The 26,995-nt window shown below is 55.7% G+C and carries 25 protein-coding genes; 17 read left to right on the top strand and 8 right to left on the bottom strand.

What is annotated here, in order from left to right:
* The first annotated feature begins 35 nt into the window (after nucleotides 1–35).
* The 5 genes from G482_RS0116360 (at nucleotide 36) to G482_RS0116335 (ending at nucleotide 7,675) form a co-directional block, all read left to right on the top strand.
* Nucleotides 36–1,721 carry a glutamine--tRNA ligase/YqeY domain fusion protein gene (locus G482_RS0116360; RefSeq protein WP_028450933.1) on the top strand — a complete coding sequence of 562 codons (1,686 nt, stop codon included), beginning with the start codon at nucleotides 36–38 and terminating at the stop codon, nucleotides 1,719–1,721.
* A gap of 75 nt (nucleotides 1,722–1,796) precedes the next feature.
* Nucleotides 1,797–2,210, top strand: a complete 414-nt coding sequence (locus G482_RS0116355) for a hypothetical protein (RefSeq protein WP_156905431.1) — start codon at nucleotides 1,797–1,799, stop codon at nucleotides 2,208–2,210.
* A 21-nt stretch (nucleotides 2,211–2,231) separates the two neighbouring features.
* On the top strand, nucleotides 2,232–3,956 hold the full coding sequence (locus tag G482_RS0116350; RefSeq protein ID WP_051259123.1) for an ABC transporter ATP-binding protein/permease: 1,725 nt from the start codon (nucleotides 2,232–2,234) through the stop codon (nucleotides 3,954–3,956).
* Nucleotides 3,957–4,027: 71 nt separating this feature from the next.
* The gene (gene hemE / locus G482_RS0116345) at nucleotides 4,028–5,092 is read left to right on the top strand and encodes a uroporphyrinogen decarboxylase (protein WP_028450930.1); all 1,065 of its coding nucleotides are present in this window, start codon (nucleotides 4,028–4,030) and stop codon (nucleotides 5,090–5,092) included.
* 402 nt (nucleotides 5,093–5,494) lie between these two features.
* Complete coding sequence (locus G482_RS0116335; protein WP_028450929.1) at nucleotides 5,495–7,675, top strand: primosomal protein N'; 2,181 nt, start codon at nucleotides 5,495–5,497, stop codon at nucleotides 7,673–7,675.
* A 48-nt stretch (nucleotides 7,676–7,723) separates the two neighbouring features.
* Here G482_RS0116335 and G482_RS0116330 read toward each other — a convergent pair whose 3' ends face one another.
* The 3 genes from G482_RS0116330 to G482_RS0116320 all read right to left on the bottom strand — a co-directional run bounded on the left by G482_RS0116330 (nucleotide 7,724) and on the right by G482_RS0116320 (nucleotide 10,436).
* The gene (locus G482_RS0116330) at nucleotides 7,724–9,028 is read right to left on the bottom strand and encodes a replication-associated recombination protein A (protein WP_028450928.1); all 1,305 of its coding nucleotides are present in this window, start codon (nucleotides 9,026–9,028) and stop codon (nucleotides 7,724–7,726) included.
* Between the two features lie 18 nt (nucleotides 9,029–9,046).
* The gene (gene lolA / locus G482_RS0116325) at nucleotides 9,047–9,655 is read right to left on the bottom strand and encodes an outer membrane lipoprotein periplasmic chaperone LolA (RefSeq protein ID WP_028450927.1); all 609 of its coding nucleotides are present in this window, start codon (nucleotides 9,653–9,655) and stop codon (nucleotides 9,047–9,049) included.
* An 82-nt stretch (nucleotides 9,656–9,737) separates the two neighbouring features.
* Nucleotides 9,738–10,436 (bottom strand): OmpA family protein, encoded by a 699-nt coding sequence (locus G482_RS0116320; RefSeq protein WP_028450926.1) that lies wholly within the window; start codon nucleotides 10,434–10,436, stop codon nucleotides 9,738–9,740.
* Between the two features lie 427 nt (nucleotides 10,437–10,863).
* Here G482_RS0116320 and gyrA point away from each other — a divergent pair, with 427 nt between their 5' ends.
* The 10 genes from gyrA to G482_RS20200 all read left to right on the top strand — a co-directional run bounded on the left by gyrA (nucleotide 10,864) and on the right by G482_RS20200 (nucleotide 19,610).
* Nucleotides 10,864–13,584, top strand: coding sequence for a DNA gyrase subunit A (gene gyrA, locus G482_RS0116315; RefSeq protein WP_028450925.1), 2,721 nt, complete (start codon nucleotides 10,864–10,866; stop codon nucleotides 13,582–13,584).
* 42 nt (nucleotides 13,585–13,626) lie between these two features.
* A complete protein-coding gene (locus tag G482_RS0116310) occupies nucleotides 13,627–14,085 on the top strand; it encodes a PaaI family thioesterase (protein WP_028450924.1) in 459 nt (152 codons plus the stop codon).
* Between the two features lie 10 nt (nucleotides 14,086–14,095).
* Nucleotides 14,096–14,497, top strand: a complete 402-nt coding sequence (locus G482_RS0116305; RefSeq protein WP_245575302.1) for a PaaI family thioesterase — start codon at nucleotides 14,096–14,098, stop codon at nucleotides 14,495–14,497.
* A 59-nt stretch (nucleotides 14,498–14,556) separates the two neighbouring features.
* Nucleotides 14,557–15,642: a 3-phosphoserine/phosphohydroxythreonine transaminase gene (serC, locus tag G482_RS0116300; protein ID WP_028450922.1), complete on the top strand. Its 1,086-nt coding sequence runs from the start codon at nucleotides 14,557–14,559 to the stop codon at nucleotides 15,640–15,642.
* A 19-nt stretch (nucleotides 15,643–15,661) separates the two neighbouring features.
* Complete coding sequence (locus G482_RS0116295) at nucleotides 15,662–15,868, top strand: hypothetical protein (protein ID WP_028450921.1); 207 nt, start codon at nucleotides 15,662–15,664, stop codon at nucleotides 15,866–15,868.
* A complete protein-coding gene (gene pheA / locus G482_RS0116290) occupies nucleotides 15,868–16,950 on the top strand; it encodes a prephenate dehydratase (RefSeq protein ID WP_028450920.1) in 1,083 nt (360 codons plus the stop codon). Before G482_RS0116295 ends, pheA begins: the two co-directional genes overlap by 1 nt.
* Before the next feature lie 42 nt (nucleotides 16,951–16,992).
* The gene (locus tag G482_RS0116285) at nucleotides 16,993–17,574 is read left to right on the top strand and encodes an LOG family protein (protein ID WP_028450919.1); all 582 of its coding nucleotides are present in this window, start codon (nucleotides 16,993–16,995) and stop codon (nucleotides 17,572–17,574) included.
* Complete coding sequence (locus G482_RS0116280) at nucleotides 17,562–18,170, top strand: GNAT family N-acetyltransferase (RefSeq protein WP_169721096.1); 609 nt, start codon at nucleotides 17,562–17,564, stop codon at nucleotides 18,168–18,170. The genes G482_RS0116285 and G482_RS0116280 overlap by 13 nt, the downstream gene beginning before the upstream one ends.
* Nucleotides 18,171–18,206: 36 nt before the next feature.
* Entirely contained in the window at nucleotides 18,207–19,307 is a 1,101-nt protein-coding gene (gene hisC, locus G482_RS0116275; RefSeq protein ID WP_028450917.1) for a histidinol-phosphate transaminase, read from the top strand.
* 132 nt (nucleotides 19,308–19,439) lie between these two features.
* Nucleotides 19,440–19,610: a DUF3460 family protein gene (locus tag G482_RS20200; RefSeq protein ID WP_231550471.1), complete on the top strand. Its 171-nt coding sequence runs from the start codon at nucleotides 19,440–19,442 to the stop codon at nucleotides 19,608–19,610.
* A gap of 154 nt (nucleotides 19,611–19,764) precedes the next feature.
* Here the strand turns inward: G482_RS20200 and G482_RS0116265 are convergent, their stop codons facing one another.
* The 4 genes from G482_RS0116265 to radC all read right to left on the bottom strand — a co-directional run bounded on the left by G482_RS0116265 (nucleotide 19,765) and on the right by radC (nucleotide 24,433).
* Nucleotides 19,765–20,970, bottom strand: a complete 1,206-nt coding sequence (locus G482_RS0116265) for a branched-chain amino acid ABC transporter substrate-binding protein (protein ID WP_028450916.1) — start codon at nucleotides 20,968–20,970, stop codon at nucleotides 19,765–19,767.
* 408 nt (nucleotides 20,971–21,378) lie between these two features.
* Nucleotides 21,379–22,578, bottom strand: coding sequence for a branched-chain amino acid ABC transporter substrate-binding protein (locus G482_RS0116260; protein WP_028450915.1), 1,200 nt, complete (start codon nucleotides 22,576–22,578; stop codon nucleotides 21,379–21,381).
* Nucleotides 22,579–22,716: 138 nt separating this feature from the next.
* Nucleotides 22,717–23,697 (bottom strand): SPM autocatalytic domain-containing protein, encoded by a 981-nt coding sequence (locus G482_RS0116255; RefSeq protein WP_028450914.1) that lies wholly within the window; start codon nucleotides 23,695–23,697, stop codon nucleotides 22,717–22,719.
* A 61-nt stretch (nucleotides 23,698–23,758) separates the two neighbouring features.
* Nucleotides 23,759–24,433, bottom strand: coding sequence for a RadC family protein (gene radC, locus G482_RS0116250; RefSeq protein WP_028450913.1), 675 nt, complete (start codon nucleotides 24,431–24,433; stop codon nucleotides 23,759–23,761).
* A gap of 53 nt (nucleotides 24,434–24,486) precedes the next feature.
* On the opposite strand from radC, the gene coaBC reads away from it, so the two are divergent.
* Nucleotides 24,487–25,686, top strand: coding sequence for a bifunctional phosphopantothenoylcysteine decarboxylase/phosphopantothenate--cysteine ligase CoaBC (coaBC, locus tag G482_RS0116245; RefSeq protein ID WP_034619891.1), 1,200 nt, complete (start codon nucleotides 24,487–24,489; stop codon nucleotides 25,684–25,686).
* A gap of 101 nt (nucleotides 25,687–25,787) precedes the next feature.
* Nucleotides 25,788–26,243, top strand: a complete 456-nt coding sequence (dut, locus tag G482_RS0116240; RefSeq protein WP_028450911.1) for a dUTP diphosphatase — start codon at nucleotides 25,788–25,790, stop codon at nucleotides 26,241–26,243.
* Nucleotides 26,244–26,302: 59 nt separating this feature from the next.
* Here the strand turns inward: dut and G482_RS19895 are convergent, their stop codons facing one another.
* Complete coding sequence (locus G482_RS19895; RefSeq protein ID WP_028450910.1) at nucleotides 26,303–26,974, bottom strand: glycerophosphodiester phosphodiesterase; 672 nt, start codon at nucleotides 26,972–26,974, stop codon at nucleotides 26,303–26,305.
* Nucleotides 26,975–26,995: the final 21 nt, after the last annotated feature.

The following is a 26,995-nucleotide window of genomic DNA, read 5'->3' as shown; positions in this document are numbered from 1 at the left end:
CACGGGTTAAATCTACTTTTGACTTTCCGAGTGCTATGAGCCAAGAACAAGCAGCGGCGACGCCGAGCAATTTCATTCGCCAAATCATTGATAGTGATCTCGCCAGTGGCAAGCATCAGGCCATCCAGACCCGTTTCCCGCCCGAGCCCAATGGCTATCTGCACATTGGTCACGCCAAATCGATCTGCCTGAATTTTGGCATTGCGCAGGATTATCAGGGGCGCTGCAATCTGCGCATGGATGACACCAATCCGGAAAAAGAAAACGACGAATACGCCAAAGCCATCGAAGCCGATGTGCGCTGGCTGGGTTTTGACTGGCATGGCAATGTGCGCCATACCTCGGATTATTTCCCGCAATTGCATGCCTTTGCCATCGAGCTGATCAAAGCTGGCAAGGCTTATGTGTGCGAGCTCAATGCCGAGCAAATGCGCGAGTACCGTGGCGATTTTCAAAAGCCAGGTCGCAACAGCCCTTACCGTGACCGCTCGGTTGCAGAAAACCTCGATCTCTTTGAGCGCATGAAAAACGGCGAATTCGAAGATGGCAGCAAAACTCTGCGCCTGAAAATCGATATGGGCTCGCCGAACCTGAATTTGCGTGACCCAGTGTTCTACCGCATCAAACGTGCCACGCACATCAAAACCGGCGATCAGTGGTGCATCTACCCGATGTACGACTATTCGCATTGTATTTCCGATGCGCTGGAAGGCATTACGCACAGCCTGTGTACGCTGGAATTTGAAGACCATCGCCCGCTGTATGACTGGGTGCTGGACAATATTTCGATTGGCTGCCACCCGCAACAGATCGAGTTTTCGCGCCTCGAATTGCTGTATTCGATTACCTCGAAACGCAAACTCAATCAGCTGGTGACCGAAGGGCTGGTCAATGGCTGGGATGACCCGCGCATGACCACCATCAGTGGCATGCGTCGTCGTGGCTACAGCCCGGCGGGTATTCGCCTGTTCGCGCAGCGCATCGGCGTTAGCAAGGGTGAAAACATCATCGACTTTTCCATTTTGGAAGGCGCAGTGCGCGAAACGCTGGAGGGCGAAAGCCCGCGCGTGATCGCGGTGGTGAACCCGCTGAAAGTAACGCTGACTAATTTCGAGCCGGGCGTCACCGGTAGCCGCAGCGCGCCATTTCATCCGCATCACGAAGCAATGGGCGAGCGCGAAATCCCGATTGCGCCGACGCTGTGGATCGAGCGTGATGATTTTGCCGAAGAGCCCCCGAAAGGCTGGCAACGCCTGACCTTGGGCGGCGAAGTGCGCCTGCGCTACTCCTACGTGATCAAATGCGATGAAGTAGTGAAAGACGCTAACGGCGAAGTAATTGAGCTCAAATGCTCGATCGACCCCAAAACACTGGGCCAAAACCCCGAAGGCCGCAAAGTGAAAGGCGTGATCCACTGGATTTCGGCCGAGCACGCCATCGAGGCTGAAGTGCGCTTGTATGACCGCCTGTTTACCGAGCCACGCCCGGATGCGGTGCGCGGTGAAGACGGCCAGTATGTCGATTTCAAGCAGTTTATTAATGCTGAATCATTGAAAACGGTTACGGCTTTTGTGGAGCAGTGTGTGCGAGATGCGGCCCCGGAAACCCGCTATCAGTTCGAGCGTTTGGGCTATTTTGTGACCGATCGCTATGATCATCAGCCGGGTGAAAAAGTGGTATTTAATCGCACCGTAACCCTGAAAGACAGCTGGGCGAAGTAGACCGCTGGTGTTTCCCTCAAGGCCGGGCAGCGTATCGCTGTCCGGCCTGTGTTTGCCATTGACCAAGGAGTAATGATGAACGTATTACGCGCTTCCCTGTTGGCCGCTTGTGTATGTGTGTCTAGTCTTGCCATGGCGGTTGAATCTGCCACTACCCCTGCCGTGGTCATTGCCAAAGGCAAACAGGGCCAGGCGCCGGTGCAGGTAGTGTATGACTATTTGCTCGATCGCGTCGCCAATGAATATGGCATCGGTGAATATCAGCGCTTGAATATCCAGCAGCAAAGCCCCAGCGTGGAAGAGTTTAACCAGGTGAATCTGACCCTTACCAAAGATGGCCTGCTGGACGATAGCGTGGCGACTCAGCGTTATCGCTTTGTGCTTAACTTCGAGCCGCAGGCCGGAGTGTGGCTGATTAATAGTGTGACCCAAGACTGGCAATGCCGCCGGGGCAATAAAAAGGCTTGGACGCAAAAACCCTGCCGCTAATCTCGCCACCCGGAGTTACGCATGACCGACCACGTTGAACGCGCGCCGACCGTGCGCCATTTGTTCCGTAATTTCTGGCGCATTGCCAAACCCTATTGGGTGTCGGAAGACAAATACTATGCCTGGGGGCTGCTGCTGGTGATCATCTGCCTCTCCCTGGGCGTGGTGTTTATGAATGTGCAGTTTAATAAGTGGAACAACGAGTTTTACAACTCGCTGCAAGACTACAATCTGCCGGCGTTTAAAGCAGCATTGTGGAAATTTGGCTATCTGGCTGCGGCTTATATCGTGATTGCCGTGCACGCGATCTGGTTTCAGCAAATGCTGGAAATTCGCTGGCGTAAATGGGCCACCGCCTATTTCACTCAGCGCTGGTTGCGTGACAACACCTTTTACCGCATGCAGCTGACCGACAAAAACACCGACAACCCGGATCAGCGGATTGCCGAAGACGTCGATCAGTTTATTTCCTATTCGCTGTCGCTCTCTTTGGGCTTATTGCGTGCGGTGGTGACGCTGGTGTCGTTCGTGGGCATCTTGTGGACGCTCTCTGGCCCCTTAAGCTTCATGCTGGGCAACACTCAGCTCACCATCCCGGGTTATATGGTATGGGTGGCGCTAGTGTATGCCGCAGTGGGTACGGGTATCACGTTGTGGCTGGGTTACCCATTGGTGGGGCTCAATTTTATGCAGCAGCGCTATGAAGCGGATTTTCGCTTTGGGCTGATCCGGGTGCGTGAAAATGCCGAATCTGTGGCCTTGTATCGCGGCGCGCAGGATGAAGAGCTGCGCTTGCGCCAGCGTTTTGTGCAGGTGGTGAGCAATTATTGGTCGCTTATGCGCATGAATAAGCGCCTGACCTGGTTTACCTCTTTCTGGGGGCAGCTGGCGATTATTTTCCCGCTGATCGTGGCGGCGCCACGCTTTTTTGCCAAGGAAATCCCGCTGGGTGGGCTGATGCAGATTAACTCAGCGTTTGGCAAAGTGTATGACTCGCTGGAGTTCATCATCAGCAGTTTTTCTACCTTGGCCAAATGGAAAGCGGTGATTGATCGTTTAACCACCTTTGAGTACAGCATGGCCGCCGCCGATCAATTGCCACGTTTGCAGCCAAGTGCGCAGGCTGCGGGTTTAAGTTTGGAGCAGCTGCGGGTGAGTAAGCCCGATGGTGAAGTCTTGCTCGATGATCTGGCGCTAACTATGCAGCCGGGCGATAGCTTGTTAATCCGCGGTAAATCTGGCGCGGGCAAATCAACGCTTTTGCGCGCTATTGCGGGTATATGGCCCTATGCCCAAGGTAGTATTGGGCTGGCGAGCAATACCCGTGCCCTATTTCTGTCGCAAAAACCCTATATGCCATTAGGCACCCTCCGGGCTGCGCTGTTTTATCCGCAAGATGTCGGGCACGATGAAGAACAGATCCGGCAATTGCTAGCGCTGGCTGGCTTAACGCATTTGCTACCGCGGCTGGATGAAACCGATGCTTGGTCGCATGTGTTAAGCCTGGGTGAGCAGCAAAGAATTGCGCTATTGCGCGCGATTTTGCTCAAGCCAGATTATTTATTCCTCGATGAATCGACTTCAGCGCTAGATGCCGATGGCGAAGCGCGGCTGTATCAGGCGGTACGCGAAGCGATGCGGGCAGGGGTGATGATTAGCGTTGGCCATCGTACTGGGCTGGTGGAATATCACCAACAGGCGCTGGATTGTCTGGGCCAAGGGTGCTGGTCGCTGCAGCCCTTGTGAGTCAGCGCAACTCGAATAAGCAAGTGTATTAATTAAATAAATGCCCGTTACCACGGGCCACCGAGAATACTATGCTGAAAAATGATACTTTCCTGCGCGCGCTTTTGCGTGAGCCTGTTGACTACACCCCCGTGTGGATGATGCGCCAAGCCGGCCGCTATTTGCCGGAATACTGCGCCACGCGCAAACAGGCAGGCTCTTTCTTGCAGTTGTGCAAAAACACAGACTTGGCCACTGAAGTGACTTTGCAGCCGCTGGAGCGCTTTCCGCTCGATGCGGCGATTTTGTTCTCGGATATTTTGACCGTACCTGATGCGATGGGTTTGGGTCTGTATTTTGCCGAGGGCGAAGGCCCGAAATTTGAGCGCACGGTGCGCACCGACGACGACGTGGCCAAGCTGTTTGTGCCGGATGTGGGCACTGAGCTGAAATACGTGATGGATGCGGTAAGCTCAATTCGCAAGGGCTTGGATAACCGCGTACCGCTGATTGGTTTTAGCGGCAGCCCGTACACCTTGGCTTGCTACATGATCGAAGGCGGTTCGTCGGATGATTACCGCAACATCAAAACCATGATGTATGCGCGTCCAGACCTGTTGCACCGTATCTTAGAGGTAAATACCCTCACGGTGATTGATTACCTCAATGCGCAAATCGCAGCGGGCGCGCAAGCAGTGCAGATTTTTGATAGCTGGGGCGGCTCGCTGCCATTTGGCAAATATCAGGAATTCTCGCTGCAATACATGGCCCGCATCGTGGCTGGCCTGAAACGCGAAAACGAAGGCCGCAAAGTGCCAGTCATTGTGTTTACCAAAGGCGGTGGCCAGTGGCTGGAAGACATCGCGGCAACGGGTTGCGATGCAATTGGTTTGGATTGGACCACCGACATCGGTCAAGCGCGCCGCCGCGTGGGCGATAAAGTGGCACTGCAGGGCAATTTTGACCCGGTGGCGCTGTTTGCACCGCCAGCGGCGATTGAGGCTGAGGTTAAGCGCATTTTGGATTGTTACGATGATGGCAGTGGGATTAAAACCGGCCATGTTTTCAATCTGGGGCATGGTATATCGCAATACACCAACCCTGAGCATGCAGCCGCTTTGGTGTCTGCCGTCCATCGTTTATCAGGTAAAAACTAACAAGCTTACAGATGATCATTGATTTGTAATGTGATGTTAGATCAATGACTTGGCTGGTTTTTCTCAGGTAATGGGGCGGGAACGCCAGCCAAGTTATGCACACTGTTTTGGCATGGTTTTTGTCCTTGTCAATAGGGGCGGAAAATAAAGTTGCAAAAGATTGACAAAATATAAGTCGTTGAATTTTAAATGTATTTTGTATTAGCTTAATTTTTGTGCAACCTAAACATCATCAAGCCCCGATTGGGTTTTTTCTAGTTTTTAGCACTTAGTCCACAAAATTATCCACAGAAAATGTGAATAACCGTTTTAGGCGGATTTTGTCGTGGATATTACTAATGGGCAGGCCGCGCCAAGCATGCTTTTGCTGCGCTGCAGTGCCAAACCGCAAACCAAGGCAGCATGACTGAACTACTCGCCCAGGTGGCGCTGGATGTGCCACTGAACCGCGTTTTTGATTACAGCCTGGGACAGCATCAGGTCTTGGTCGGGCAACGGGTGATTGTGCCATTCGGCCCGCGGCAGCTATCGGGGATTGTGGTGGCGCTGGTGGCCAACGACGGCCAGCATGGGCAAAAGCTACGCAGTATTCTGGCTGTGCGCGATGATTTGCCGGCTTTGCCCAGTAGCACCTTGGCGCTCTGTCAGTTTGTGGCTGATTACTACCATCATCCATTGGGCGCAGCCATTGCCAGTGCGTTGCCGACCGTGTTTCGCGCGGTGCCTGCGTTTAAGCCTCCCGCACCGGCGGTGGTGTATTTTGCTGCCGATCTGCCACGGCTCTTGGCGCAGCTTTCGAGTCGGGCTCACGCCCAAGTCCGCGTGGCCCAAGCCCTCGCGCAGCCGCATTCGGCCGCCGCTCTGCGGCGCGTGCACGCACAGGGCGTGGTGTGGGCCAAACGCTGGGCCGAAGCAGGCTGGATTACCATGGCCGCCGAATCTACCCAGCTGGCCGCAGCGAGCCCCACTTTGCCGCTGAATGTCGGACAGCAGGCCGCGGTCACGGCATTGAGCGCGGCGCGCGGCTTTGCCGCCTTTTTGTTGTATGGCATCACCGGCAGTGGTAAAACCGAGGTCTACCTGCAAACCATTGCCGCCGTGTTGGCCCGCGGCGAACAGGCGCTGGTGCTGATTCCGGAAATCAACCTAACCCCACAACTAGAAGGGCGGTTTCGGGCGCGTTTTCCTGGCGTGCACATGGCCAGCCTGCATAGCGGGCTTAATGACACTGAGCGCGCATGTAACTGGCTGGCGGCCCTGCGGGGTGAAGCGCAAATTGTGCTGGGTACGCGCCTAGCGGTCTTTACCCCCATGCCCAAGCTTGGGCTGATTGTGATCGATGAAGAGCACGATCCGTCATTCAAGCAGCAAGAGGGTCTGCGCTATTCTGCGCGCGATGTGGCGGTGTTTCGGGCGCGGCAGGCGCAGGTGCCGATTGTGTTGGGTAGCGCAACCCCAAGCATCGAAACCTGGGCCAATGCCCGCGCCGGGCGCTATACCACGCTGGCCCTGCCGGAGCGGGCCGTGCCGGGCGCGGTTTTGCCCAAAATTACGCTGTTGCCCGTCAAAAAAGCCGGCTTGATCGATGGCCTAAATCGCATGGCGCTGGCCGCGATGCATGCGGCACTGGCGCGCGATGAGCAAGTGCTGGTGTTTATCAATCGGCGTGGGTATTCGCCGGTGCTGCAGTGCGGGGAATGTGGCTGGATGGCGGCGTGCCCGCATTGTTCGGCGCGCTTGGTGCTGCATTTGCGTGATCGGCGCTTGCGTTGCCATCACTGCGGGCATGAAGCGCAGATTGAGGCCAGCTGCCCGGATTGTGGCAATCAGGATCTCAAACCAGTCGGGCAGGGCACGCAGCGGCTGGAAGACGCCTTGGCGTTGCATTTTCCAGGCAAACGGATTTTGCGGATTGATCGCGATAGTACCCGCCGCAAAGGCGAGCTGGATGCGGTGTTGGCGCAAGTGCATGCCGGCGAGGCCGATATTTTAATTGGCACGCAAATGTTGGCCAAAGGGCATGATTTTGCCCGGCTAAATCTGGTGGTGGTGCTCAATGCCGATACAGGCTTGTATAGCGTTGATTTTCGCGCGGAAGAGCGATTATTTGCGCTACTCACCCAAGTGGCCGGACGGGCTGGCCGGCGCGAAACGCCGGGCGAGGTGATGATCCAGACCGCGTTTGCCGATCACCCGTTTTACCACCAATTGCTCGGGCGGGATTACGCGCCCTTTGCTGAGCGCACCTGGCGCGAGCGGCAAGAGTTAGCCTTACCGCCGGCCGCGGCGTGGGTGCTGTTTCGGGCCGAAGCCCCGCAAGCGGAAGAAGCACTAGCGCTCTTGCAGCAAATTCGCGCCTGCTTTGCGGGTTTGTCGGCGCCGCAATTAGATGGCCTCACTCTTAATCAGCCGGTACTGGCCACCATGGTGAAAAAGGCTGGCGTGGAGCGCGCGCAGTGGTTGCTGAGCGCCGCAAATAAAAATCAGCTACAGCGCGCTTTGCATCAGGCTATGCCTTTTGTTGAGGCGATTAAAACTGCGCGGGCGCGCTGGATTGTGGATGTCGATCCACTAGAGGTGTAGGGTATTGTCTGCTAGCCTATTTTACACAAGCTCTGCCGCAATATACCCCTACTTCTGGCCGGCCTTGCGATCTAGCTCACGTAAAAATGCCAGCTTCTCGGCGATTTTGCTTTCCAGTCCACGCTCGACCGGTTGATACCAACCCGGCTCGACAATGCCATCCGGGAAATATTGCTCACCCGCGGCATAGGCATGCGGCTCATCGTGGGCATAACGATAGGCATGGCCATAGCCCAGCTCTTTCATCAGCTTGGTGGGCGCATTACGTAGGTGCACCGGCACCTCGCGGCTGCGATCCTGCTTCACAAAGGCCATGGCCTGTTTATAGGCCAGATAGCCGGCATTACTCTTTGGCGCCGCTGCCAGATACAACACCGCCTGCGCCAGCGCCAGTTCGCCCTCGGGCGAACCTAAGCGCTCAAAGGTGGTGGCGGCGTCGTTGGAAATTTGCAAGGCGCGCGGATCGGCCAGACCAATGTCTTCCCACGCCATGCGCACAATCCGCCGCGCCAGATAGCGCGCATCCACGCCGCCATCGAGCATGCGGCAAAACCAGTACAGTGCCGCATCGGGATGCGAGCCGCGCACTGATTTATGCAAGGCGGAAATCTGGTCGTAAAACTGATCGCCGCCCTTATCAAAGCGGCGCATCGCGCTGCTGAGGGCGTTGCGAATAAACTCGCCATCGACGGCTATGGAGCCCGTCGCTTGGGCGGCGGTCTGGCATTGCTGCAGTAAATTCAACAAGCGGCGCGCATCGCCATCGGCGTAGGTGATCAGCTGCTCGATGGCATCCTCGGCCAAATCCAAGTCGCTCAGGGCTTCACTGTGCGCCCGAGCAATCAGCTGGCGCAGTTCGGCCGGGCTAAGCGCTTGCAGCACATACACCTGCGCGCGGGATAACAGCGCGGAATTCACCTCGAAAGACGGATTTTCGGTAGTGGCGCCAATCAGCGTAATCAGCCCGGATTCGGCATAAGGCAGCAAGGCATCTTGCTGCGATTTATTAAAGCGATGAATCTCGTCAACAAACAAAATGGTGGGCTTACCCAGCTGCAAATTCAGCTCGGCTTGTTCCATCGCAGCACGGATGTCCTTCACCCCGGAAAACACCGCGCTTAGCGCAATAAATTCGCAGGCAAAGGCCGTGGCGGTTAAGCGCGCCAGCGTGGTTTTACCTACGCCGGGCGGCCCCCACAGAATCATTGAATGCGGCCGGCCAGATTCAAAAGCGAGTCGCAAAGGCTTGCCCGGCCCGAGCAGGTGGCTTTGCCCGATCACTTCGCTGATGTTTTGTGGGCGTAATAGCTCGGCCAGTGGCGCACTGGGCGGCGCTGAAAATAAATCACTCATATCCGATTGAACTGTCGCTTATTCACGGATGATATCGGTGCCCGCGGGGGGGGTAAATGTAAATTGCGCTGGATTGAGGCCGCCATTGCGCTGAATTTGTTGCAAGCTGATAGTGGTGGTTTGATTGAAGTGATCATCCAGCTCCATCCGCTCAAGTTGGCCCTTGACCATGCCCAGCCGAATCTGTGCAAAACTGCCATCCTTGCTTTTGGGGGTGAGCGCAACCCACTCGGCACCGGCACGGCTAGGTAGATTTTGCAGTTGATAGCTGGCGGCTAGATTATTGCTGCCGGTGAGAATTGCCGCTGGGCTGGCATCCAGTGCTTTGCCGATCGGTTTGATGGTGACTTGCGCCAGATCGACATCATATAGCCACACCGATTGACCATTGCTGATAATGTCCTGCTGGTATGGCTTGCTGTAACTCCACTTGAATTTACCCGGGCGCTGCAGGGCAAACTGGCCGCTGGATTGTTCTTGTTTGCCATTTTTATTGCGGACCACTTGATTAAAGCTGGCAGCAAGCGTTTTCGTGTCCGCGAGGTATTTTTGCAGATCGCTAATGTTGTCGGCGTAGGCGGGCTGAATCATTAAAGTGGCGCTGAGGGCAAGCAAACTAAGGCGCATAGAGCCTCCAAAAAACGGATAGAGCAGTTGTGACATAAAAAAAGCCCCGCAGTGCGGGGCCTTTGACGTAGCAGGCTAAAAATTATTTAGCTTGTACGGTCTCAACGGTAACACCGTTCACTTCGATTTCAACGCGGCGATCGTTAGCCAAGCACTCGATCAGTTTAGCGCGTGTTTTCTTGGTGTTTTTGATCTCGTCGCAAGCGTTGCCAGTCACTGGGTTAGCTTTACCACGGCCTTCAACTTTCAGAGCTGCTTCTGGAGCACCTTTTGATACCAGATAAGCTTTCACAGCTTCAGCACGGCGCTCAGACAGCGCTTGGTTGTACTTGTCAGAACCCAGACGGTCAGTGTAACCAACGATTACAGCAGAGCCATCTTTTGGATCCAGATCTTTCACTTCGCCTACCAGTTTGTCCAGCGCGTCTTTACCAGCTGGAGTCAGGGTTGCTTTGTCGAAGGCGAACAGGGTGTCAGCTTTCAGAGTGAACTGTTTCTTAACTGCAACAGGAGCTGGTTTTGGAGCAACTGGAGTTGGGGCTGGAGCTGGTGCCGCAACTGTTGGCTCAACATAGCCTGGGCAACCTTTTACAGTTTTCGCTTTTTCAGCAGTCCAAGAACCGGTTTGCCAGCATTCGCCGATGCCATTTTTTACCACGCCTTCTGGGTTAGCTTCTGATACGTTGGTGCTGTTAGTCACATAAGCGTCAGTTGCAGCTTGAGCGCCGAATGAAGCAAAGGCAGCAACGATGGCCAGTGAAGCGATAGATTGCTTGATCATGAGTGGTTCTCCGTTTGTAAAGCTCAAATTTGTAATTTAGTAAGGCCTATGTGGGCTTTTGGCCGGTTATAGACTACACCGTCGAAATTTAGCAGTATCGAAGTACTTATTCAAAATAAATATTCACAACGCTTCAGGCTGTGTGGCTTTGCCACCGAATCCCAGGTTGCTTGTTTCTGCTTGATTTCAGATAAATGTCATTTTAGTGGTTTCGCATTGTTTACGCCAAGGGTATTTCTGTAAACAAATGCACAATTTCCTTACATCTACAGCCTTTTTGGTCGTGTCGCGGGGCTGTGATAGAATCAGCTGGCAAAAAATAATCAGCGCCAGCTCTTACTGCAGCAGTGTCAAGCTGCAGGGGGCGTAAGCCCGCATACCTTTTGCACCATTTATCTTGATCACCTATTGAAGTTGCCACTTACGAATGTCAGAACAATTTAGCTTCGCGAAAGAAACGATTCCGGTTAGCCTCGAAGAGGAAATGCGGCATTCCTATCTCGACTATGCGATGAGCGTCATCGTAGGCCGGGCACTTCCCGATGTGCGGGATGGTTTGAAGCCCGTTCATCGGCGGATTTTGTTCGCGATGCACGAAAGCAGCAATGTCTGGAATCGCCCCTACGTTAAATGCGCTCGGGTGATCGGGGATGTGCTGGGTAAATATCACCCACATGGCGACTCCGCTGCGTACGAAGCCTTGGTGCGGATGGCACAGGATTTCTCGCTGCGCTACACACTGATTGATGGCCAGGGTAACTTTGGTTCGATCGATGGTGACCGTGCCGCAGCCTATCGTTACACCGAGTGTCGGCTTGAAAAAGTATCGAGCGAGTTGCTAGCTGATATCGACAAAGAAACGGTCGATTTCACGCCCAACTACGACGAAAAAGAGCTCGAGCCTACCGTCCTGCCAACCCGCATTCCAAACCTGCTAGTCAATGGCTCGTCGGGTATTGCCGTAGGTATGGCGACCAATATTCCGCCGCACAATCTCAGCGAAGTGATCGATGCCAGTTTGGCCTTGCTGGCTAATCCTGAGCTCAGCATTGATGAGCTGATTGATTTCGTGCCGGCGCCTGATTTTCCGACTGCTGGGATTATTTATGGTGTGGCGGGGGTGCGCGAAGGCTATCGTACTGGCCGTGGCCGTGTGGTGATGCGCGCGCGTACGCACATCGAAGACTGCGGTAAAAACAGCGACCGTCAAGCCATCATCGTGGATGAGCTGCCATATCAAGTGAACAAAGCCCGTTTGCTCGAGCGAATTGCCGAGCTGGTGCGGGAAAAAACGCTGGAAGGGATTTCAGATCTGCGCGATGAATCGGATAAATCCGGTATGCGCGTCGTAATTGAGCTTAAACGCGGCGAAGTTGCCGATGTGGTGCTCAATAACCTCTTTAAGCACACTCAACTGCAGGATAGTTTCGGTATCAATATGGTGGCGCTGGTGGATGGCCAGCCACGCTTGCTGAATCTGAAGCAGGTGCTGGAATGCTTCCTCAAGCACCGCCGTGAAGTGGTGACGCGTCGCACGGTATTCGAGCTGCGCAAAGCGCGTGAGCGTGGCCATGTGCTCGAAGGTTTGGCCGTTGCGCTGTCTAATGTCGATGAAATGATCGCGCTAATCAAAGCAGCGGCAACCCCACCGGAAGCCAAAATCGCCTTGATGAATCGCGAATGGCGTTCCGCCTTGGTGGAAGACATGCTGTCGCGCACCGACATCAACGCTTCACGCCCGGATGGCTTGAGTGCCGACTTTGGTTTGACCACCACCGGCTATCGCCTCTCGGATGTGCAGGCGCAAGAAATTCTGCAAATGCGGTTGCAGCGCCTGACTGGCCTTGAGCAAGACAAAATCGTTGGTGAATATAAAGAAGTCATGGATAAGATCCTCGACTTGCTGGATATCCTGGCGCGCACCGAGCGTGTCACCGCCATCATTGAGGGCGAATTAAGCGAAATCAAAGCTGGATATGGCGATGCGCGTAAATCAGAAATCATCGCTCATGGTGAAGATTTGTGCCTGGAAGACCTGATTACACCGCAAGACATGGTGGTTACGCTAACCCACGGTGGCTATATGAAAGCCACGCCAGCAGAAGAGTATCGGGCGCAGAAACGTGGCGGGCGCGGTAAGCAGGCGGCGGCCACCAAAGATGATGACTTCATTGATAGTCTCTTTGTCGCCAATACCCATGACTACATCCTGTGCTTTAGCTCGCGCGGCCGCGTGTATTGGCTGAAGGTGTATGAACTGCCGCAAGGCGGTCGCACTAGCCGCGGCAAACCGATCATTAATCTGTTGCCGCTGGAAGACGATGAGAAAATCAACGCCATCCTGCCAATCAAGGATTTTAGCGAAGACAAATACGTCTTCATGGCTACGGCGGATGGTACGGTGAAGAAAACGCCATTGGCCGATTTCTCTCGCCCAATGAAGCGCGGCATTATCGCGATCAATCTGGAAGAAGGTAATTATCTGGTTGGTGTCGCTCTCACCCGTGGTGCTGGTGGCGCCGTCATTGATGATGAGGCCGCTGACGACGATGCGGTACTGGATGACGATAGCCAAGACGAAAGCGTGGAGAGCTTGAGCATCGACGATGATCAAGTGATGCTGTTCTCGGATGCGGGTAAATCGGTCCGCTTCAGTCAGAGCAAAGTACGCCCGATGGGTCGTAATTCCAAAGGCGTACGTGGCATGAAGCTGGGTGACGAGCAGAAAGTGATTTCTCTGCTGGTGGCCAATTCAGATCAGCAAATGGTACTCACCGCCAGCAACGGCGGTTATGGCAAACGTACGCCAGTTGGCGATTTCCGTCTGTCTGGTCGCGGCACCCAAGGGGTGATCGCGATGGATCTCACCGACAAAACCGGCCTGAAACTGGTTGCGGCGAGCTTGGTCGATGAAACCGATGACGTGATGCTGATTACTACCGGCGGCGTGCTGATCCGCACCAAAGTGGCGGAAATTCGCGAAACCGGCCGTTCGGCGCAAGGTGTGCGGCTGATTAATCTGGATGATGGCGAGCAATTGTCGGGTCTGGAAAAAGTCTGCGAGCCGGATGATGAAGGCGATGAGCTGCCACTGGACGGCGAAGCGCCGGCTGCGGGTGCTGACGAGGCACCAGCCAGCGGCGAATAATCTGATCGGCCGCCTCGCAGGCGGCGCTAACAAGGGGTGGTGATGAACGATTTGTGGTTACCCGTAGCAAATCCGGCTTTCTTTGCGCAAGTCGGCCCCTGGTTTATGGCGCTGCCGCATTGTAAAACCCTGGGGCTGGAGCTGGTGGCTGCCGAAAAGGGCAAAGTCACGCTCAAATTGCCTTTCAAGCCTGAACTGATCGGCAACCCGGAAACGCGGGTCTTGCACGGTGGGGTGGTTACTTCGCTAATCGACACCAGTAGCGGTGTGGCTCTGTATACCTTGCTGATGCAACCAGAAGCTGCCGCGACACTGGATTTGCGTATCGATTATTTGCGCCCGGCCAAGCCGGATCTACCGCTGTATTGCACGGCAGAATGTTATCGCCTCACCGAATCAGTGGCTTTTACCCGGGCTACGGCGTATCAGGATGATCCGACCAAGCCGGTGGCGCACAGTGTGGCAACCTTTGCGCGTACTTCATCGCCAACTGACAACTAGGGGGGGTATCGTGTCCTGCGATAATCTGGAAAAGGCGTTGGAACAGATACCCTATGCCAAATTGCTGGGGGTGCAAGTCAGCCTGCAAGCGGGGCAGCCCCAGTTTTACCTACCCTATGCCGAGCACAATATCGGCAATATTCTGTTGCCGGCGCTGCATGGCGGCGTGATTGGCGGCTTTCTGGAAAACGCCGCTGTGCTGCACTTAATGTGGGCGCGCGAATCGGCCGGTATCCCGCGGATTGTGGATTTCTCGATTGATTTTCTCCGCTCTGGCAAACCGCTGGATCTCTATGGCCAGTGCGAGATCGTGCGCCAGGGCAAGCGCGTTGCCAATGTGCTGATGACCGCCTGGCAAGATGATCGCAGCAAACCCGTGGCGATGGCGCGGGCCCATTTTCTGTTAAATTAAAGCCGGCGGCGCCGGCTGGCGCCACGGCGGTTTCCCCACCTTGATGTAGAGAATTTCCGATGACGCAAGTATTTAATTTTTCTTCGGGTCCTGCTGTGTTACCGGCAGACGTGTTGCGCCAAGTGCAGGCAGAATTGCTCGACTGGCATGGCTCGGGGATGAGCGTGATGGAAATGAGCCACCGCGGGCCGGAATTTGGGCAAATCCTGGCCGAAGCTGAGGCCGATTTGCGCACCTTGTTGAATATCCCGGCCAATTACAAAGTGCTGTTTTTGCAGGGTGGGGCGCATTTGCAGTTTGCGATGCTGCCATTTAACTTTGCCCCAGCAGGCGGTACGGTTGATTTTGTAAATACCGGGCATTGGTCCAAAGTCGCGATCAAAGAAGTGAGCCGCTACGCGCAAGTGAATGTCGCAGCCAGCAGCGAAGATCGTAATTTTAGTTATGTGCCGGCTGAAGAGACTTGGCAGCGCAGCCCGAATGCGGCGTTTTTGCATTATTGCAGCAACGAAACCATCGGCGGCGTGGAGTTTAATTTCATACCCAAAGCCAATGGCGTACCGCTGATTTGCGATATGTCGTCCAATATTCTGTCGCGCCCAGTCGATGTTAGCCAGTTCGGCATGATTTACGCCGGCGCGCAAAAAAACATGGGCCCATCCGGGGTGGCGGTGAGCATCGTGCGCGAAGACCTGCTGGGTAAAGCCCGGCCGGAAACCCCAACCATGCTCAATTACACCACCTTTGCCGACAATGGCTCGATGTATAACACCCCGCCTTCATTCGGTATTTATGTGGCAGGCTTGGTTTACAAGCACGTGCTGGCCCAAGGTGGCTTGGCGGCGATGGAAGTGCATAACATTGCCAAGGCCAATATCGTGTATGCCGCGATCGATGCCTCGGCCGGTTTCTATCGTTGCCCAACCGCATTGGCAGATCGCTCGCGAATGAATATCCCGTTCACGCTAGCCGATAGCCAGCTCGATGCGGCCTTCCTGCAAGGCGCCGAAGCGCGGCATTTGTTGCAGCTGAAAGGCCATCGCTCGGTGGGCGGCATGCGTGCCTCGATCTATAACGCGATGCCGGTCGCTGGTTGTCAGGCGCTGGCCGACTATATGCGTGAATTCGCACAACAACACGGCTGATTCAAATCAAGGAGCAACCATGGCTGGTCAAGGCTCGGGTGGTAATGTAATTGCTGCGCTCTGCAGTTTCTTTATTCCTGGCTTGGGCCAATTGCTCCAAGGCCGTTTGCTGAAAGCGGCGCTGATGTTTGTACTGGCTGGCGCCTTGTGGTTCATTCTGCTGGGCTGGGTGGTGCACCTGTGGTCCATTCTGGATGCGGCAAAATTTAATCCGGGTAATAACTGATGTCTGATGAGCAACTGAATTTATTAAAAGAACACCGTGATGCAATTGATGCGCTGGATGCGCAAATTCTGCAGCTGATCAATCAGCGCGCGCAGCATGCCCACCAGATTGGGGTTATCAAAGGTGGCGGCATTATTTATCGTCCTGAGCGCGAAGCGCAGGTGTTAACCCGCATCAAGGAAATCAACCAAGGTCCGCTCTCCGGTGAGGCAGTGGCACGCTTGTTTCGCGAGATTATGTCGGCCTGCCTGGCGCTGGAAAAACCACTGACGATTGCTTATCTTGGCCCGGAAGGCACCTTTACCCAAGCTGCCGCGATCAAGCATTTTGGCCATGCCGCGCATACCTTGCCTTGCGCCTCCATTGATGAAGTATTCCGGGTGGTCGAAGCCGGTAGCGCCGATTACGCCGTGGCACCGGTAGAAAACTCGACCGAAGGCGCGGTAGGGCGCACGCTCGATCTGATGGTGGGTAGCGCCCTGAAAATCTGTGGTGAAGTGGTGCTGCGCATTCACCATCATCTGCTGCGGGTGAACGAAGGGCTGGCGGGGATTGAGCGCGTGTATTCGCATGCGCAAAGCCTGGCTCAGTGTCACGAATGGTTGAATAAAAACCTGCCTAGCCATGTGGAACGGATTTCGGTATCCAGCAATGCTGAAGCGGCACGGCTTGCAAGCCTTGATCCAAGCAGCGCCGCAATTGCGGGCGACGCCGCCGCCGAGAAATATAATCTGTTAAAACTGGCGCAGAACATCGAAGACGAGCCCAATAACACCACCCGCTTTTTGGTGCTGGGCCAGCAATATGCCGCACGCTCAGGCCGCGACAAAACCTCGCTGGTGATTTCCGCGCCGAATCGCGCGGGGGCACTGCATTGTGTGGTTGAGCCTTTGGCGCGCAATGGCGTGTCGATGACCAAATTTGAATCTCGCCCGAGCCGCACCGGTTTGTGGGAATACGTCTTTTTTGCCGATGTGGAAGGCTTTGTCGAAGACGCCAATATGCAAACGGCGTTGCAAGAATTGCAAGACGTGGCGGCCTTTGTGAAGGTGCTGGGCTCTTATCCTCAAGCTGTCATCTAGCCGCGCTAGATTGCAAGAGCCTACCTTTCAAAGAGAGAAACCATGACGACTCTTCGTGCCGTAACCGTATTTTGTGGTGCCCGCATGGGGCACAACGCGGTTTATCAGCAAGCTGCCCGCAACCTGGGGCAAAGCTTGGCCGCTCGTGACATCACCCTGATTTATGGCGGCGGCCATGTGGGGCTGATGGGCGCGGTGGCCGAAGGCTGCCTCGCGGTTGGCGGCAAAGTGATTGGGGTGATCCCCGAATTCATGGTCGAGCGCGAATTGGGCTACGGCGCCTGCACCGAGCTGGAAGTGGTGGATTCAATGCACACCCGCAAGGCGCGCATGGCTGAGCTGACCGATGGCTTTATCGCTATGCCCGGTGGTTTTGGCACTTTTGATGAATTATTCGAAATTCTGACTTGGGCGCAAATCGGTTTGCACAACAAACCGGTCGGGCTTTTGAATATCAATCAGTATTTCGAGCCGCTGCGCGCTATGGTGGCGCATGCGGTGCGGGAAGGTTTTGTCGGCGAGCGCGATGCCGCCAAGCTGCTGTGCAATGCCGAGGCCGAAGAGCTGCTGGATTTATTGCAGGCAGCGCCGAATCAAGCAGCGGGGGAGTGGTGGAAAACCTAAGTCTGGCCAACCCACAAGATGCCAAACGGGCGGCCGAGCTGATCTATGAATCAGATGCCGCCTTTTATGATTACTGGTTTGCGCTGCCGCGCGAACTGACGCTCTTGAATTTAGCGCAGCTCTGGCAGGCCGAAGCGGGCAGCTACAGCTATCGTAATGCGCAGGTGCTGCGCAATAGCGAAGAAGCACTGATCGCGCTGGTGTTTCATTACCCCGCCACGTATGGCGCGCAACTGCAGCTATCTGATGGCTTGCAGGTCAATACCCTGCCACTTGATAGCGATATTTTGCGCGCGCGCCAGCGGCAGCTGGATTTTCTGTTTCCGCACTTACCCCCCGATGCCTGGTATTTGCGCACCATCGCCACACATCCCGATTATCGCGATCGCGGCCTCGGTGCCCGTATGCTCGAGCAAGTGATGTTTGCCGCCCGCGAAGCCGGCTACGCCAGCCTGCATGTCGATGTCGATAGCGGCAACCCGGCTGCCGTGCGCTTTTATACCCGCCACGGTTTTGAAATCTGGGCCGAAACCCGCGTGCGCCATCTGGCGCAATTCAATCTGCCTGCCAGCCTGCGGCTGGTGAAATCGCTTTAGCCGCCTGCGCGGCTTGTCTTGCAAGGAACTCGCACAATGTCTCTCGCTGCACTCGCTCCGGATCATGTTCGCGCCATTGCGCCTTACCAACCGGGCAAACCGGTGTCTGAGCTCGCCCGTGAAATGGGGCTGGATCCGGCCGCTATTGTGAAACTCGCCTCGAACGAAAACCCACTCGGCATGAGCCCACTGGCTCGCGCCGCGGTGGAGCGCGAGCTCGCCGAATTAGCCCGCTATCCAGATGGCAATGGCTTTGAGCTAAAAGCCAAAATCGCCAGCAAATTTGCGGTGAATCTCGATCAAATCGTGCTCGGCAATGGCTCGAACGATATTCTGGAGCTGATCGCCCATGCCTTTTTGCAAGCCGGCGATTCGGCGGTATTCTCTGAATACGCCTTTGCCGTGTACCCGCTGGCCACACAGGCCGTTGGTGCGACCAATATCTGTGTGAAAGCGGTGGATTATGGCCACGATCTGGAAGCCATGCGCGCCGCCATTCGGCCGGATACCAAAGTGGTGTGGATTGCCAACCCCAACAACCCGACCGGCACCTTGGCACGCCCGGGCGATCTGATCGAATTTTTGGAGCTATGCCCAGCCAATGTCTTGGTGGTGCTCGATGAGGCCTATACCGAATACCTGCCGCGCGAAAAGCGTAGCGATTCGATTGGCTGGCTCAAGCAGTTTCCTAATCTGATTGTGGTGCGCACTTTCAGCAAGGCCTATGGTTTGGCGGGCTTGCGCGTGGGTTTTGCGCTGGCCAATCCGGCGGTGGCTGATATTCTCAATCGCGTGCGCCAGCCGTTTAATGTCAATAGCCTCGCTCAGGCCGCCGCCTGCGCAGCGCTGGATGATGTTGAGTTTCTGCGCCGCTCGGTTGAGGTGAACACCGCTGGTATGCAGCAAATCACCACTGCTTTGCGCGAGCTGGGGCTGGGGTTTATCGAAAGTCATGGCAACTTTGTGACTTTCCATTGCGGCGATGCAGCGCTACTGAATCAGTTTATGCTCGAGCGCGGCGTGATTGTACGGCCATTGGCCGGTTACAAGATGGCCAATAGCCTGCGGGTGTCGATTGGTTTGCCTGAAGAAAACGCCCGCTTTATCGAAGTGCTACGCGAGGCCATGGCTGACTAAGGGTATTACTCTGTAGCCATTTAAAATCAATGCATTCGAGGCAGTACCAGCTGGGGTATAGAAATCTCGCTCCGGCTGCCTGCCTCGGTTATAATGACGCCAATCACAAGAATCAGTTTGCCGGGGTTGATGATGTTTGATCGCAAGTATGTTTCCGAATACACCCAATTCATGAACCAGTTTTTGCAAGAAAATCCAGAAGTGGCCAAAGGCCAGCTGGAAGGTCGCGCATTGCTGTGGGATAAAGCGCCCATCGATCTGGACGAGCGCAAACGCAACGACGAATCGCGCGTAAACAAATAAGCGCGGTTAAGTCGGCCCAATAAAAAACGCCATCGCAGGATGGCGTTTTTTATTGCTGCTATTCAAGCGAACTTGAGCACTGTTGCGTGCGCAATTAAAAAGGGAGGCTAAACGCCTCCCTTGCTATTACCCGCTAGCGGGTGCGGTGCACGACTTATTTCGCTGCGCCACCACCGACCACTTCCAGTGTTTCCCACTTGCCGCCTTTCACGGTGTAAAGGGCAATCGCACCGTTTTTGATGTCGCCTTTCTCATCAAAAGTCACCGAGCCGGTTACGCCTTGGTAGTCGGTTTTGGCCAGTTCTGGCAGGTACTTAGCAGGATCAGCCGAGCCCGCTTTTTGCATCGCCGCTACCATTACTTTGACTGCGTCGTAGCAGTATGGGGCGTACAGCTGTACTTCGGTGCCAAACTTGGCTTTGAATTTATCCAGGAAAGCTTGACCGCCAGCCAGTTTGTCTTTTGGCATGCCTGGTGAAGAAGAAATCATACCTTCGGCATCTGCGCCAGCCAGTTTGATGAATTCTGGGGTTTGTGTGCCGTCACCGCCCATCACTTTGGCGTTCAGACCCAGTTTCTTGGCTTGTTTTTTCAGTGGCGCTGCTTGCGCATCCATGCCGCCGTAGAAAATCAGATCAGGTTTAGCACCCTTGATGCTGGTCAGGATCGCGTTGAAGTCGGTTTCCTGATTAGTGGTGAATTCACGTTTCACCACTTCAGCGCCCGCAGCTTTGGCGGCTTTTTCAAATTCGTCGGCCAAGCCCTGACCATATGCTGTACGGTCATCGATGATGGCTACCTTTTTCGCCCCCAGTTTCACGGCGTATTCGCCCAGCACTTTACCTTGCTGTGCATCGTTGGCCATCACGCGGAAGGCGGTTTTAAAGCCTTGTGCGGTGTAGGCTACTGCGGTGGCCGATGGTGAAATTTGGGCAATGCCCGCATCCGAGTAAATTTTCGAAGCAGGGATGGTGGTACCAGAATTCAGGTGGCCGATCACGCCGGCAACTTTCTGATCAACAAAACGCTGGGCCACGGTGGTAGCGGTTTTCGGATCGGCCTGGTCGTCTTCCGACACCATTTCCAGTTTCATTTTTTTGCCGCCGATATCCACACCGCCGGCTTCGTTGATTTCATCAATGGCCATTTTCACGCCATTTTCATTGTCTTTACCCAGGTGGGCGATATTGCCGGTTAGTGGCGCGGCGTGACCGATTTTGATGATGTCACCGGCTGGGGCGGCTTCGGCTTTGGCCGCTGGCTGGCTGGCCGCTTCCGGAGCGGCGGCGGGTTCTTGTTTGCCGCATGCGGTCATGGCCACAATGGCGGCAGCGATCAGGCTGTAACGGGCGATTGTCATGTCGAAGTATCCCCAAGGGTGTGTTTGTTTGGTTGCGCGATATTCATGTGTACCGACTTATTCCAATGCGGCGCATGAGTGCGTGAATGCATTAGAAGGCACAAATATCCCCTTAGCAATGTAGCCCATTGAATAAGGATAATCCTGTAGTTGCACCGCAACAGTAGTGTGCAAAATCAACCATAACAGTTTTAAACGCTAACACTGTAAGGTGAAAACTGGCCGCAAGGGCGCATCGCAGCTGCGCTGCAGAATACCGGACTGCAAGTGATGGTTTCGTCGTGTGTAAGTTTTTGGGTGGGTGTTGTCGCGACAGCCAAAGTGGCTAAATGTTGCACTAATGCGACGAATGACCATAAAAAAGGGAGCCAGCTGGCTCCCTTTTTTAGCGCTAATGCTTGCGGGCGGTTATTTCGCCACGGCGCCACCAACCACTTCTACGATTTCCCACTTGCCGTTTTTCACGCTGTAAACCGTGATCGCGCCATTGTTGATATCGCCTTTGGCATCAAAGCTGATCGGGCCAGTAACGCCTTGATATTTGATCGCAGCGAGTTTCGGCAGGTATTTGGCTGGCTCAGCTGAGCCGGCTTCTTGCATGGCTTGCACCATGATTTTCACCGAGTCATAGCAATACGGTGAATACAGCTGCACTTCATTGCCAAACTTGGTTTTGAATTTATCCAGGAATGCTTTGCCGCCAGCCAATTGGTCTTTAGGCGTGCCTGGGCTCGTGGCCAGCATGCCTTCAGCATCCGCGCCGGCCAGTTTGATAAATTCAGGGGTTTGCGCGCCATCGCCACCCATGACTTGGGCGTTAATGCCCAGTTTTTTGGCTTGTTTTTTCAGCGGCGCCGCTTGCGCATCCATGCCACCGTAGAAAATCAGATCAGGCTGCGTGCCCTTAATGCCGGTCAGCAGGGCATTGAAATCGGTTTCGTTGTTGCTGGTGAATTCGCGCTTAACGATTTGCGCGCCAGCGGCTTTGGCAGCTTTTTCAAATTCATCGGCCAAGCCCTGACCGTAGGCGGTACGGTCATCCACGATAGCGATTTTTTTCGCGCCCAGTTTCACGGCATATTCGCCCAGCACCTTACCTTGCTGCGCATCATTGGCCATCACGCGGAAGGCGGTTTTAAAGCCTTGTGCGGTGTAGGCCACCGCGGTGGCTGAGGGTGAAATCTGCGCAATGCCGGCATCGGAGTAAATTTTCGAGGCTGGAATCGTCGTGCCTGAATTCATGTGGCCAATTACGCCTGCCACTTTTTGATCGACAAAGCGCTGCGCCACGGTCGTTGCGGTTTTCGGATCGCCCTGATCATCTTCCGACAGCATTTCCAGCTTCATTTTCTTGCCGCCGATATCTACGCCGCCTGCCGCGTTGATCTCGTCGATCGCCAGCTTCACGCCGTTTTCATTGTCTTTACCAAAATGTGCGGCGGGGCCGGTCAGGGCGGCCACATGGCCGATCTTGATCACGTCGGTCGCGGTTTCGGCGGCCGCTTGTGGCGCGCTGGCATCGGCCGCTGGTGTTTGGGTTTGTTGTTTGCACGCAGCAAGGCCGGTAATGGCGGCTGCAATCAGGCTGTAGGCAGCATTTTTTTTCATGATGGGAATCGAGTCCAAGCGTGTTCAGTGGTGTGGGCAGACGCACGGCACCTGCGTGCGCTTATCTTGCGAGGACGTATGCAAAATAAATACTGGGGTATTCCTGTAGATGGCTGTAAGTGATTGATTGAAATTGTTTTAAACGCTGAGATCAAGCTGCTGCATGCTGCCGGCCTGGCCATTTTCGCGCAGGTAAATGCCACTGGCGCGCAGCTGCCCTAGATTGCGGTTTTGCCCGTCATTCAGATCAAAATCGGCTTTGGCGTAGCCCAGATACAGCGCGCCAATCTGGGCCTGCGCCAGCGATTGCAATTGATCATTGCCGCTGGCGTCTTTGAGCCAGAGTTTCAGCTCGCCAAATACGGCGTCGCCTTCATCAATCCAGCCATTGCGGTCCTGATCAAATTGGGCGAGATCAGCAAAGCCATTGCCGCTTTTCGCGCCAAATAGCTCGCCACCATGATTGATTTTGCCATCCTGATTGCGATCGAGCGCCAGATACGCGCTGCCATGATTAAGCAGGCTGATGGTCTCGCGGCGGCCATCCTGATCCAGATCGAACTGGAAAGTTTGCGGGCTTAGCGTTGCCGCCGGCGCGGCGTAGTTGAGCACCAAGGGGTCTTTTTTCGGCCGCGCCGCGCTGCCGGTGGCGACATCCAGCGTGACGCTGCGCTGAAATTGCCGGCTGAGGCTTAATTCGGCGCTAAAGCTGATGTGCATGCCATCGCTGGTTTCAATGGTGCCGCTGGCGGCGTACTGGGTGCTTTCCTGTTCTTGTTCCTCGGCGGCGTAATGCAGAATAAAACCGCCTTCATCTAAGGTGGTGGGGGTATTGCTTTCGGTGCTTGGTTTGGATTGATCTTTGGGGTGATACTCGGTGAGGGTAATGGATTCGCCGAGCATAATTTCCAAAAGCGAGCGTATCAGCTTGAGCCGTGGGTCGTTATCGATGGCGGCTTGTAATTCTTCCTGCACGCGGGCCGGGGCGGAGATGTCGACCGTGCTGCTGGCAGGGGCGCTGGGCCGTGGGGGTTGATATTGCAGCGATAATTTTTCACTGCGCTGCTGGCTAAATTGGCGCTGGGCACTCAATTGCAGTTGGCTCTCGGTGATACGCATGGTCGGCTCCGCTGGGGCGGCGATATGCCCCTATCAGCGCTATCGGCAGCCTGGCCGCGAGTTATAGCGCGCCGCGTTCGGCCAAGGACACCACCTGATGAGCGGCAACGATGAAATGATCCAGGAGCTGGATCTCCAAGAGCTGCAGCGCGGCCTGTAATTGGCGGGTGAGCTGCAGATCGGCGGCTGAAGGCTCGGCCTGCCCGCTGGGGTGGTTGTGCGCCACAATTACTGCCGCGGCATGGTATTGCAGTGCCAGTCGGGCGAGTTCGCGCGGATAAACATGGGTTTGAGCAAGGGTGCCTTTGCTGAGTACCTCGGCGCGGATCAGCCGGTAGCCGCTATCGAGTAGCAAGACATGAAATTCTTCCTGCGCCAAACCGCGTAGCCGCAAACGCAGCAAATCGCGCACAGCGGTCGGATTATGCAAGGCATCGCGCTGGGCTAGCTCTTCGCTCAGCGCACGGCGGCTCATTTCCAGCACCGCTTGCAGCTGCGCGTATTTGGCGTCGCCCACGCCGGCTATCGGCGCAAAATCGCTCAGGCTGGCGGCAAACAGCGCCTGCAGCGAGCCAAAATGGCTGAGTAAATCTTGCGCGAGCTCCACCGCCGATTTGCCGGGCAAGCCCACCCGCAAAAAAATCGCCAAGAGCTCAGCATCGCTAAGGGCGCTGGCGCCGCGCTGCAACAATTTCTCGCGCGGGCGACTTTCGCTGGGCCAATCGCTGATCGACATGGGCTTTTTTTCGGTAAACTAGACGATTCTTTCTAGCAAAAGGCGCGCAGGACGTGAGCCCGAATCCAAAGAAAAAAATCGTGCTGGGCGTGAGCGGCGGGGTGGCGGCGTATAAATCGGCCGAGCTCACCCGTCTGCTCGTAAAGGCCGGCTACGATGTGCATGTGGTGATGACCGAAGCAGCCACCCACTTCGTCGGCCCGGTGACCTTTCAAGCCCTGAGTGGCAATCTGGTCTACACGGATCAGTGGGATCCGCGCCGGCCGAATAATATGCCGCACATTGATCTCACCCGCGGCGCGGCGGCGGTGCTGGTGGCGCCGGCCTCGGCTGATCTGCTGGCCAAGCTCGCCAATGGCTTGTGCGATGATTTGCTGACCACTTTGCTGGCCGCGCGCGATTGCCCGCTGCTGGTAGCGCCGGCGATGAATCGGCAAATGTGGGAAAACCCGCCCAATCAGCGCAATATCGCGCAATTAAAAGCCGATGGCATTACGATTCTCGGCCCCGGGCATGGCGAGCAGGCCTGCGGTGAAGTGGGTGATGGCCGCATGCTCGAAGCCGAGCAACTGTTTGAATTACTCGAGGCGGCGCTGCAGCCCAAAGCCCTGAGTGGCCAGCGCGTGCTGATTACCGCTGGGCCCACCTTTGAGCGCATTGATGCCGTGCGCGGGATCACCAATGTCAGCAGCGGCAAAATGGGCTACGCGATTGCCCGCGCAGCTTACGAGGCGGGCGCCGAAGTGGTGCTGGTGTCGGGCGAAACCAGCCTGCCTACGCCGATTGGTGCGCGGCGCATCAATGTGAAATCGGCGCAGCAAATGTTGGCCGCGGTGGAAGCTGAAGTGGCGCGCGCAGATATTTTCATTGGCGTGGCGGCGGTGGCTGATTATTACGTGCTCAACCCGTCCGAGCAGAAAATCAAAAAAGACGCCCATATTCTCACGCTGGAATTGGCACCAAACCCGGATATCCTCGCGGGGGTTTCCGCCCGCGAGCAGGCGCCATTCTGTGTCGGTTTTGCCGCCGAGTCGGAAAACCTGCTGGAGTATGCCGAAGCCAAGCGCCAGCGTAAAAAGCTGCCGCTGCTGGTGGCCAATCTGGTGCAAACCGCTTTCGGGGCGGATACCAATGAAGTGGTGCTGCTGGATGATCATGGCGAAACCCGCCTGCATTCGGCACCCAAAATCGAAATCGCCCGCAAGCTGGTGGCGCATATTGCGCGGCTGCTGCCGGAGTATCGCCGCGACTAAGTGCTGGCCCACCCCATTTATGCTGCGCTCCCCCTTGGGGTATTGCCAGCTAAGTTATTAATTAATTGATTTTGAGGTAAATACCTCGCTGGAGTATTGTAATGAGCCAACCCGTCATTGATGTCAAAATTCTCGATCAACGCCTGCATGACAATTTGCCCGCCTATGCCACGCCTGGCTCGGCCGGGCTCGATCTGCGCGCCTGCCTTGATGCTCCGCTGGAGCTGGCGCCCGGCGCCACCACGCTGATCCCGACTGGGATGGCGATTCACCTTGATGACCCGAGCCTGGCGGCCATGATTTTGCCGCGCTCGGGGTTAGGCCATAAGCACGGCATCGTGTTGGGCAATCTGGTGGGCCTGATCGATTCGGATTATCAAGGCCAGCTGTTTGTGTCGGTATGGAATCGCGGCAGCAGCAGCTTTACCATCCAGCCGCTGGAGCGGATTGCGCAGCTGATTATCGTGCCAGTGGTGCAGGTGGGCTTTAATTTGGTGGATGAATTTGGCGCCTCTAGCCGCGGCGAAGGCGGCTTTGGTAGCACCGGCAAGCAATAAACTCGTGCCCCATTTGCATCCATGCGCCAGCTGGCCAGCAACGCAGGCCGGCGCGGTACTTAGGCGGGGCGGGGGCTCAGGCCCGGTAGTTGCTCGGTTTGATCGCTAATCAAACCCGCCAGCGGCCAGCTCAGCACTGCCGCATATTCGCTTGGGTGCTGTACGCCATATAGCCAGCAGGGCACCTGATTGCGGCTCAGCTCGCTGATTTGCGCCGCGTTGGCGATTTCATAATCAAACACCAGCCCCACGGCGCGGGGTACGGTGGCCAGCATGGTAAAGAGGCCAATCGTGCGCACTGGCGCATTGGCGAGCAACAGGGCACAAGGTAGGCGCGTTTCGCGCGCCAGTGTCAGGATCAGCGGGTGGTGAAACGAGCTGATCAGGCCATGAAAGGGCTGCGCTAAGCTTGCCAGCACCGCGCGCGTAGCCGGTAGGCTATCGGCGGATTTGAGTTCCAGATTCCAGAATGCCTGCGGGAAAGCCGCCAGCGCCTGAGCCAGGCTCGGCACTGCGTAGCCTTGAATCTCGCTCAGTTCTTGCTGGCTGAGCTCGCTCACCAAGGCGCCGTTGGCGGCGGTGCGGTCATGAAACAAAATCGCCTGCCCATCGCGATCAACCCGGATATCCGTCTCAAAGCCGGCCATCCCGGCGGCCCAGGCGGCGGCAAAAGCGGCCAATGTGTTGTCGGGATGACTGCGGGTCCAACCGCGATGCGCAATGAAATACATGTCGGGTACACTCGAAGCTGC

The sequence above is a fragment of the Chitinibacter tainanensis DSM 15459 genome (assembly GCF_000429785.1).
Taxonomy (GTDB): Bacteria; Pseudomonadota; Gammaproteobacteria; order Burkholderiales; family Chitinibacteraceae; genus Chitinibacter; species Chitinibacter tainanensis.
This window is presented reverse-complemented; position numbering and strand designations above follow the sequence as displayed.

Excerpts from the sequence above, each read along its gene's own strand:
- serC (WP_028450922.1), top strand. The coding sequence starts at position 14,557 with ATGACGCAAGTATTTAATTTTTCTTCGGGTCCTGCTGTGTTACCGGCA.
- G482_RS0116265 (WP_028450916.1), bottom strand. The coding sequence starts at position 20,970 with ATGACAATCGCCCGTTACAGCCTGATCGCTGCCGCCATTGTGGCCATG.
- G482_RS20200 (WP_231550471.1), top strand. The coding sequence starts at position 19,440 with ATGTTTGATCGCAAGTATGTTTCCGAATACACCCAATTCATGAACCAG.
- G482_RS0116320 (WP_028450926.1), bottom strand. The coding sequence starts at position 10,436 with ATGATCAAGCAATCTATCGCTTCACTGGCCATCGTTGCTGCCTTTGCT.
- hemE (WP_028450930.1), top strand. The coding sequence starts at position 4,028 with ATGCTGAAAAATGATACTTTCCTGCGCGCGCTTTTGCGTGAGCCTGTT.
- G482_RS0116255 (WP_028450914.1), bottom strand. The coding sequence starts at position 23,697 with ATGCGTATCACCGAGAGCCAACTGCAATTGAGTGCCCAGCGCCAATTT.
- G482_RS0116285 (WP_028450919.1), top strand. The coding sequence starts at position 16,993 with ATGACGACTCTTCGTGCCGTAACCGTATTTTGTGGTGCCCGCATGGGG.
- G482_RS0116350 (WP_051259123.1), top strand. The coding sequence starts at position 2,232 with ATGACCGACCACGTTGAACGCGCGCCGACCGTGCGCCATTTGTTCCGT.
- hisC (WP_028450917.1), top strand. The coding sequence starts at position 18,207 with ATGTCTCTCGCTGCACTCGCTCCGGATCATGTTCGCGCCATTGCGCCT.
- pheA (WP_028450920.1), top strand. The coding sequence starts at position 15,868 with ATGTCTGATGAGCAACTGAATTTATTAAAAGAACACCGTGATGCAATT.
- G482_RS0116310 (WP_028450924.1), top strand. The coding sequence starts at position 13,627 with ATGAACGATTTGTGGTTACCCGTAGCAAATCCGGCTTTCTTTGCGCAA.
- G482_RS0116360 (WP_028450933.1), top strand. The coding sequence starts at position 36 with ATGAGCCAAGAACAAGCAGCGGCGACGCCGAGCAATTTCATTCGCCAA.
- G482_RS0116295 (WP_028450921.1), top strand. The coding sequence starts at position 15,662 with ATGGCTGGTCAAGGCTCGGGTGGTAATGTAATTGCTGCGCTCTGCAGT.
- gyrA (WP_028450925.1), top strand. The coding sequence starts at position 10,864 with ATGTCAGAACAATTTAGCTTCGCGAAAGAAACGATTCCGGTTAGCCTC.
- lolA (WP_028450927.1), bottom strand. The coding sequence starts at position 9,655 with ATGCGCCTTAGTTTGCTTGCCCTCAGCGCCACTTTAATGATTCAGCCC.
- radC (WP_028450913.1), bottom strand. The coding sequence starts at position 24,433 with ATGTCGATCAGCGATTGGCCCAGCGAAAGTCGCCCGCGCGAGAAATTG.
- G482_RS0116355 (WP_156905431.1), top strand. The coding sequence starts at position 1,797 with ATGAACGTATTACGCGCTTCCCTGTTGGCCGCTTGTGTATGTGTGTCT.
- G482_RS0116330 (WP_028450928.1), bottom strand. The coding sequence starts at position 9,028 with ATGAGTGATTTATTTTCAGCGCCGCCCAGTGCGCCACTGGCCGAGCTA.
- G482_RS0116260 (WP_028450915.1), bottom strand. The coding sequence starts at position 22,578 with ATGAAAAAAAATGCTGCCTACAGCCTGATTGCAGCCGCCATTACCGGC.
- dut (WP_028450911.1), top strand. The coding sequence starts at position 25,788 with ATGAGCCAACCCGTCATTGATGTCAAAATTCTCGATCAACGCCTGCAT.
- G482_RS19895 (WP_028450910.1), bottom strand. The coding sequence starts at position 26,974 with ATGTATTTCATTGCGCATCGCGGTTGGACCCGCAGTCATCCCGACAAC.
- G482_RS0116335 (WP_028450929.1), top strand. The coding sequence starts at position 5,495 with ATGACTGAACTACTCGCCCAGGTGGCGCTGGATGTGCCACTGAACCGC.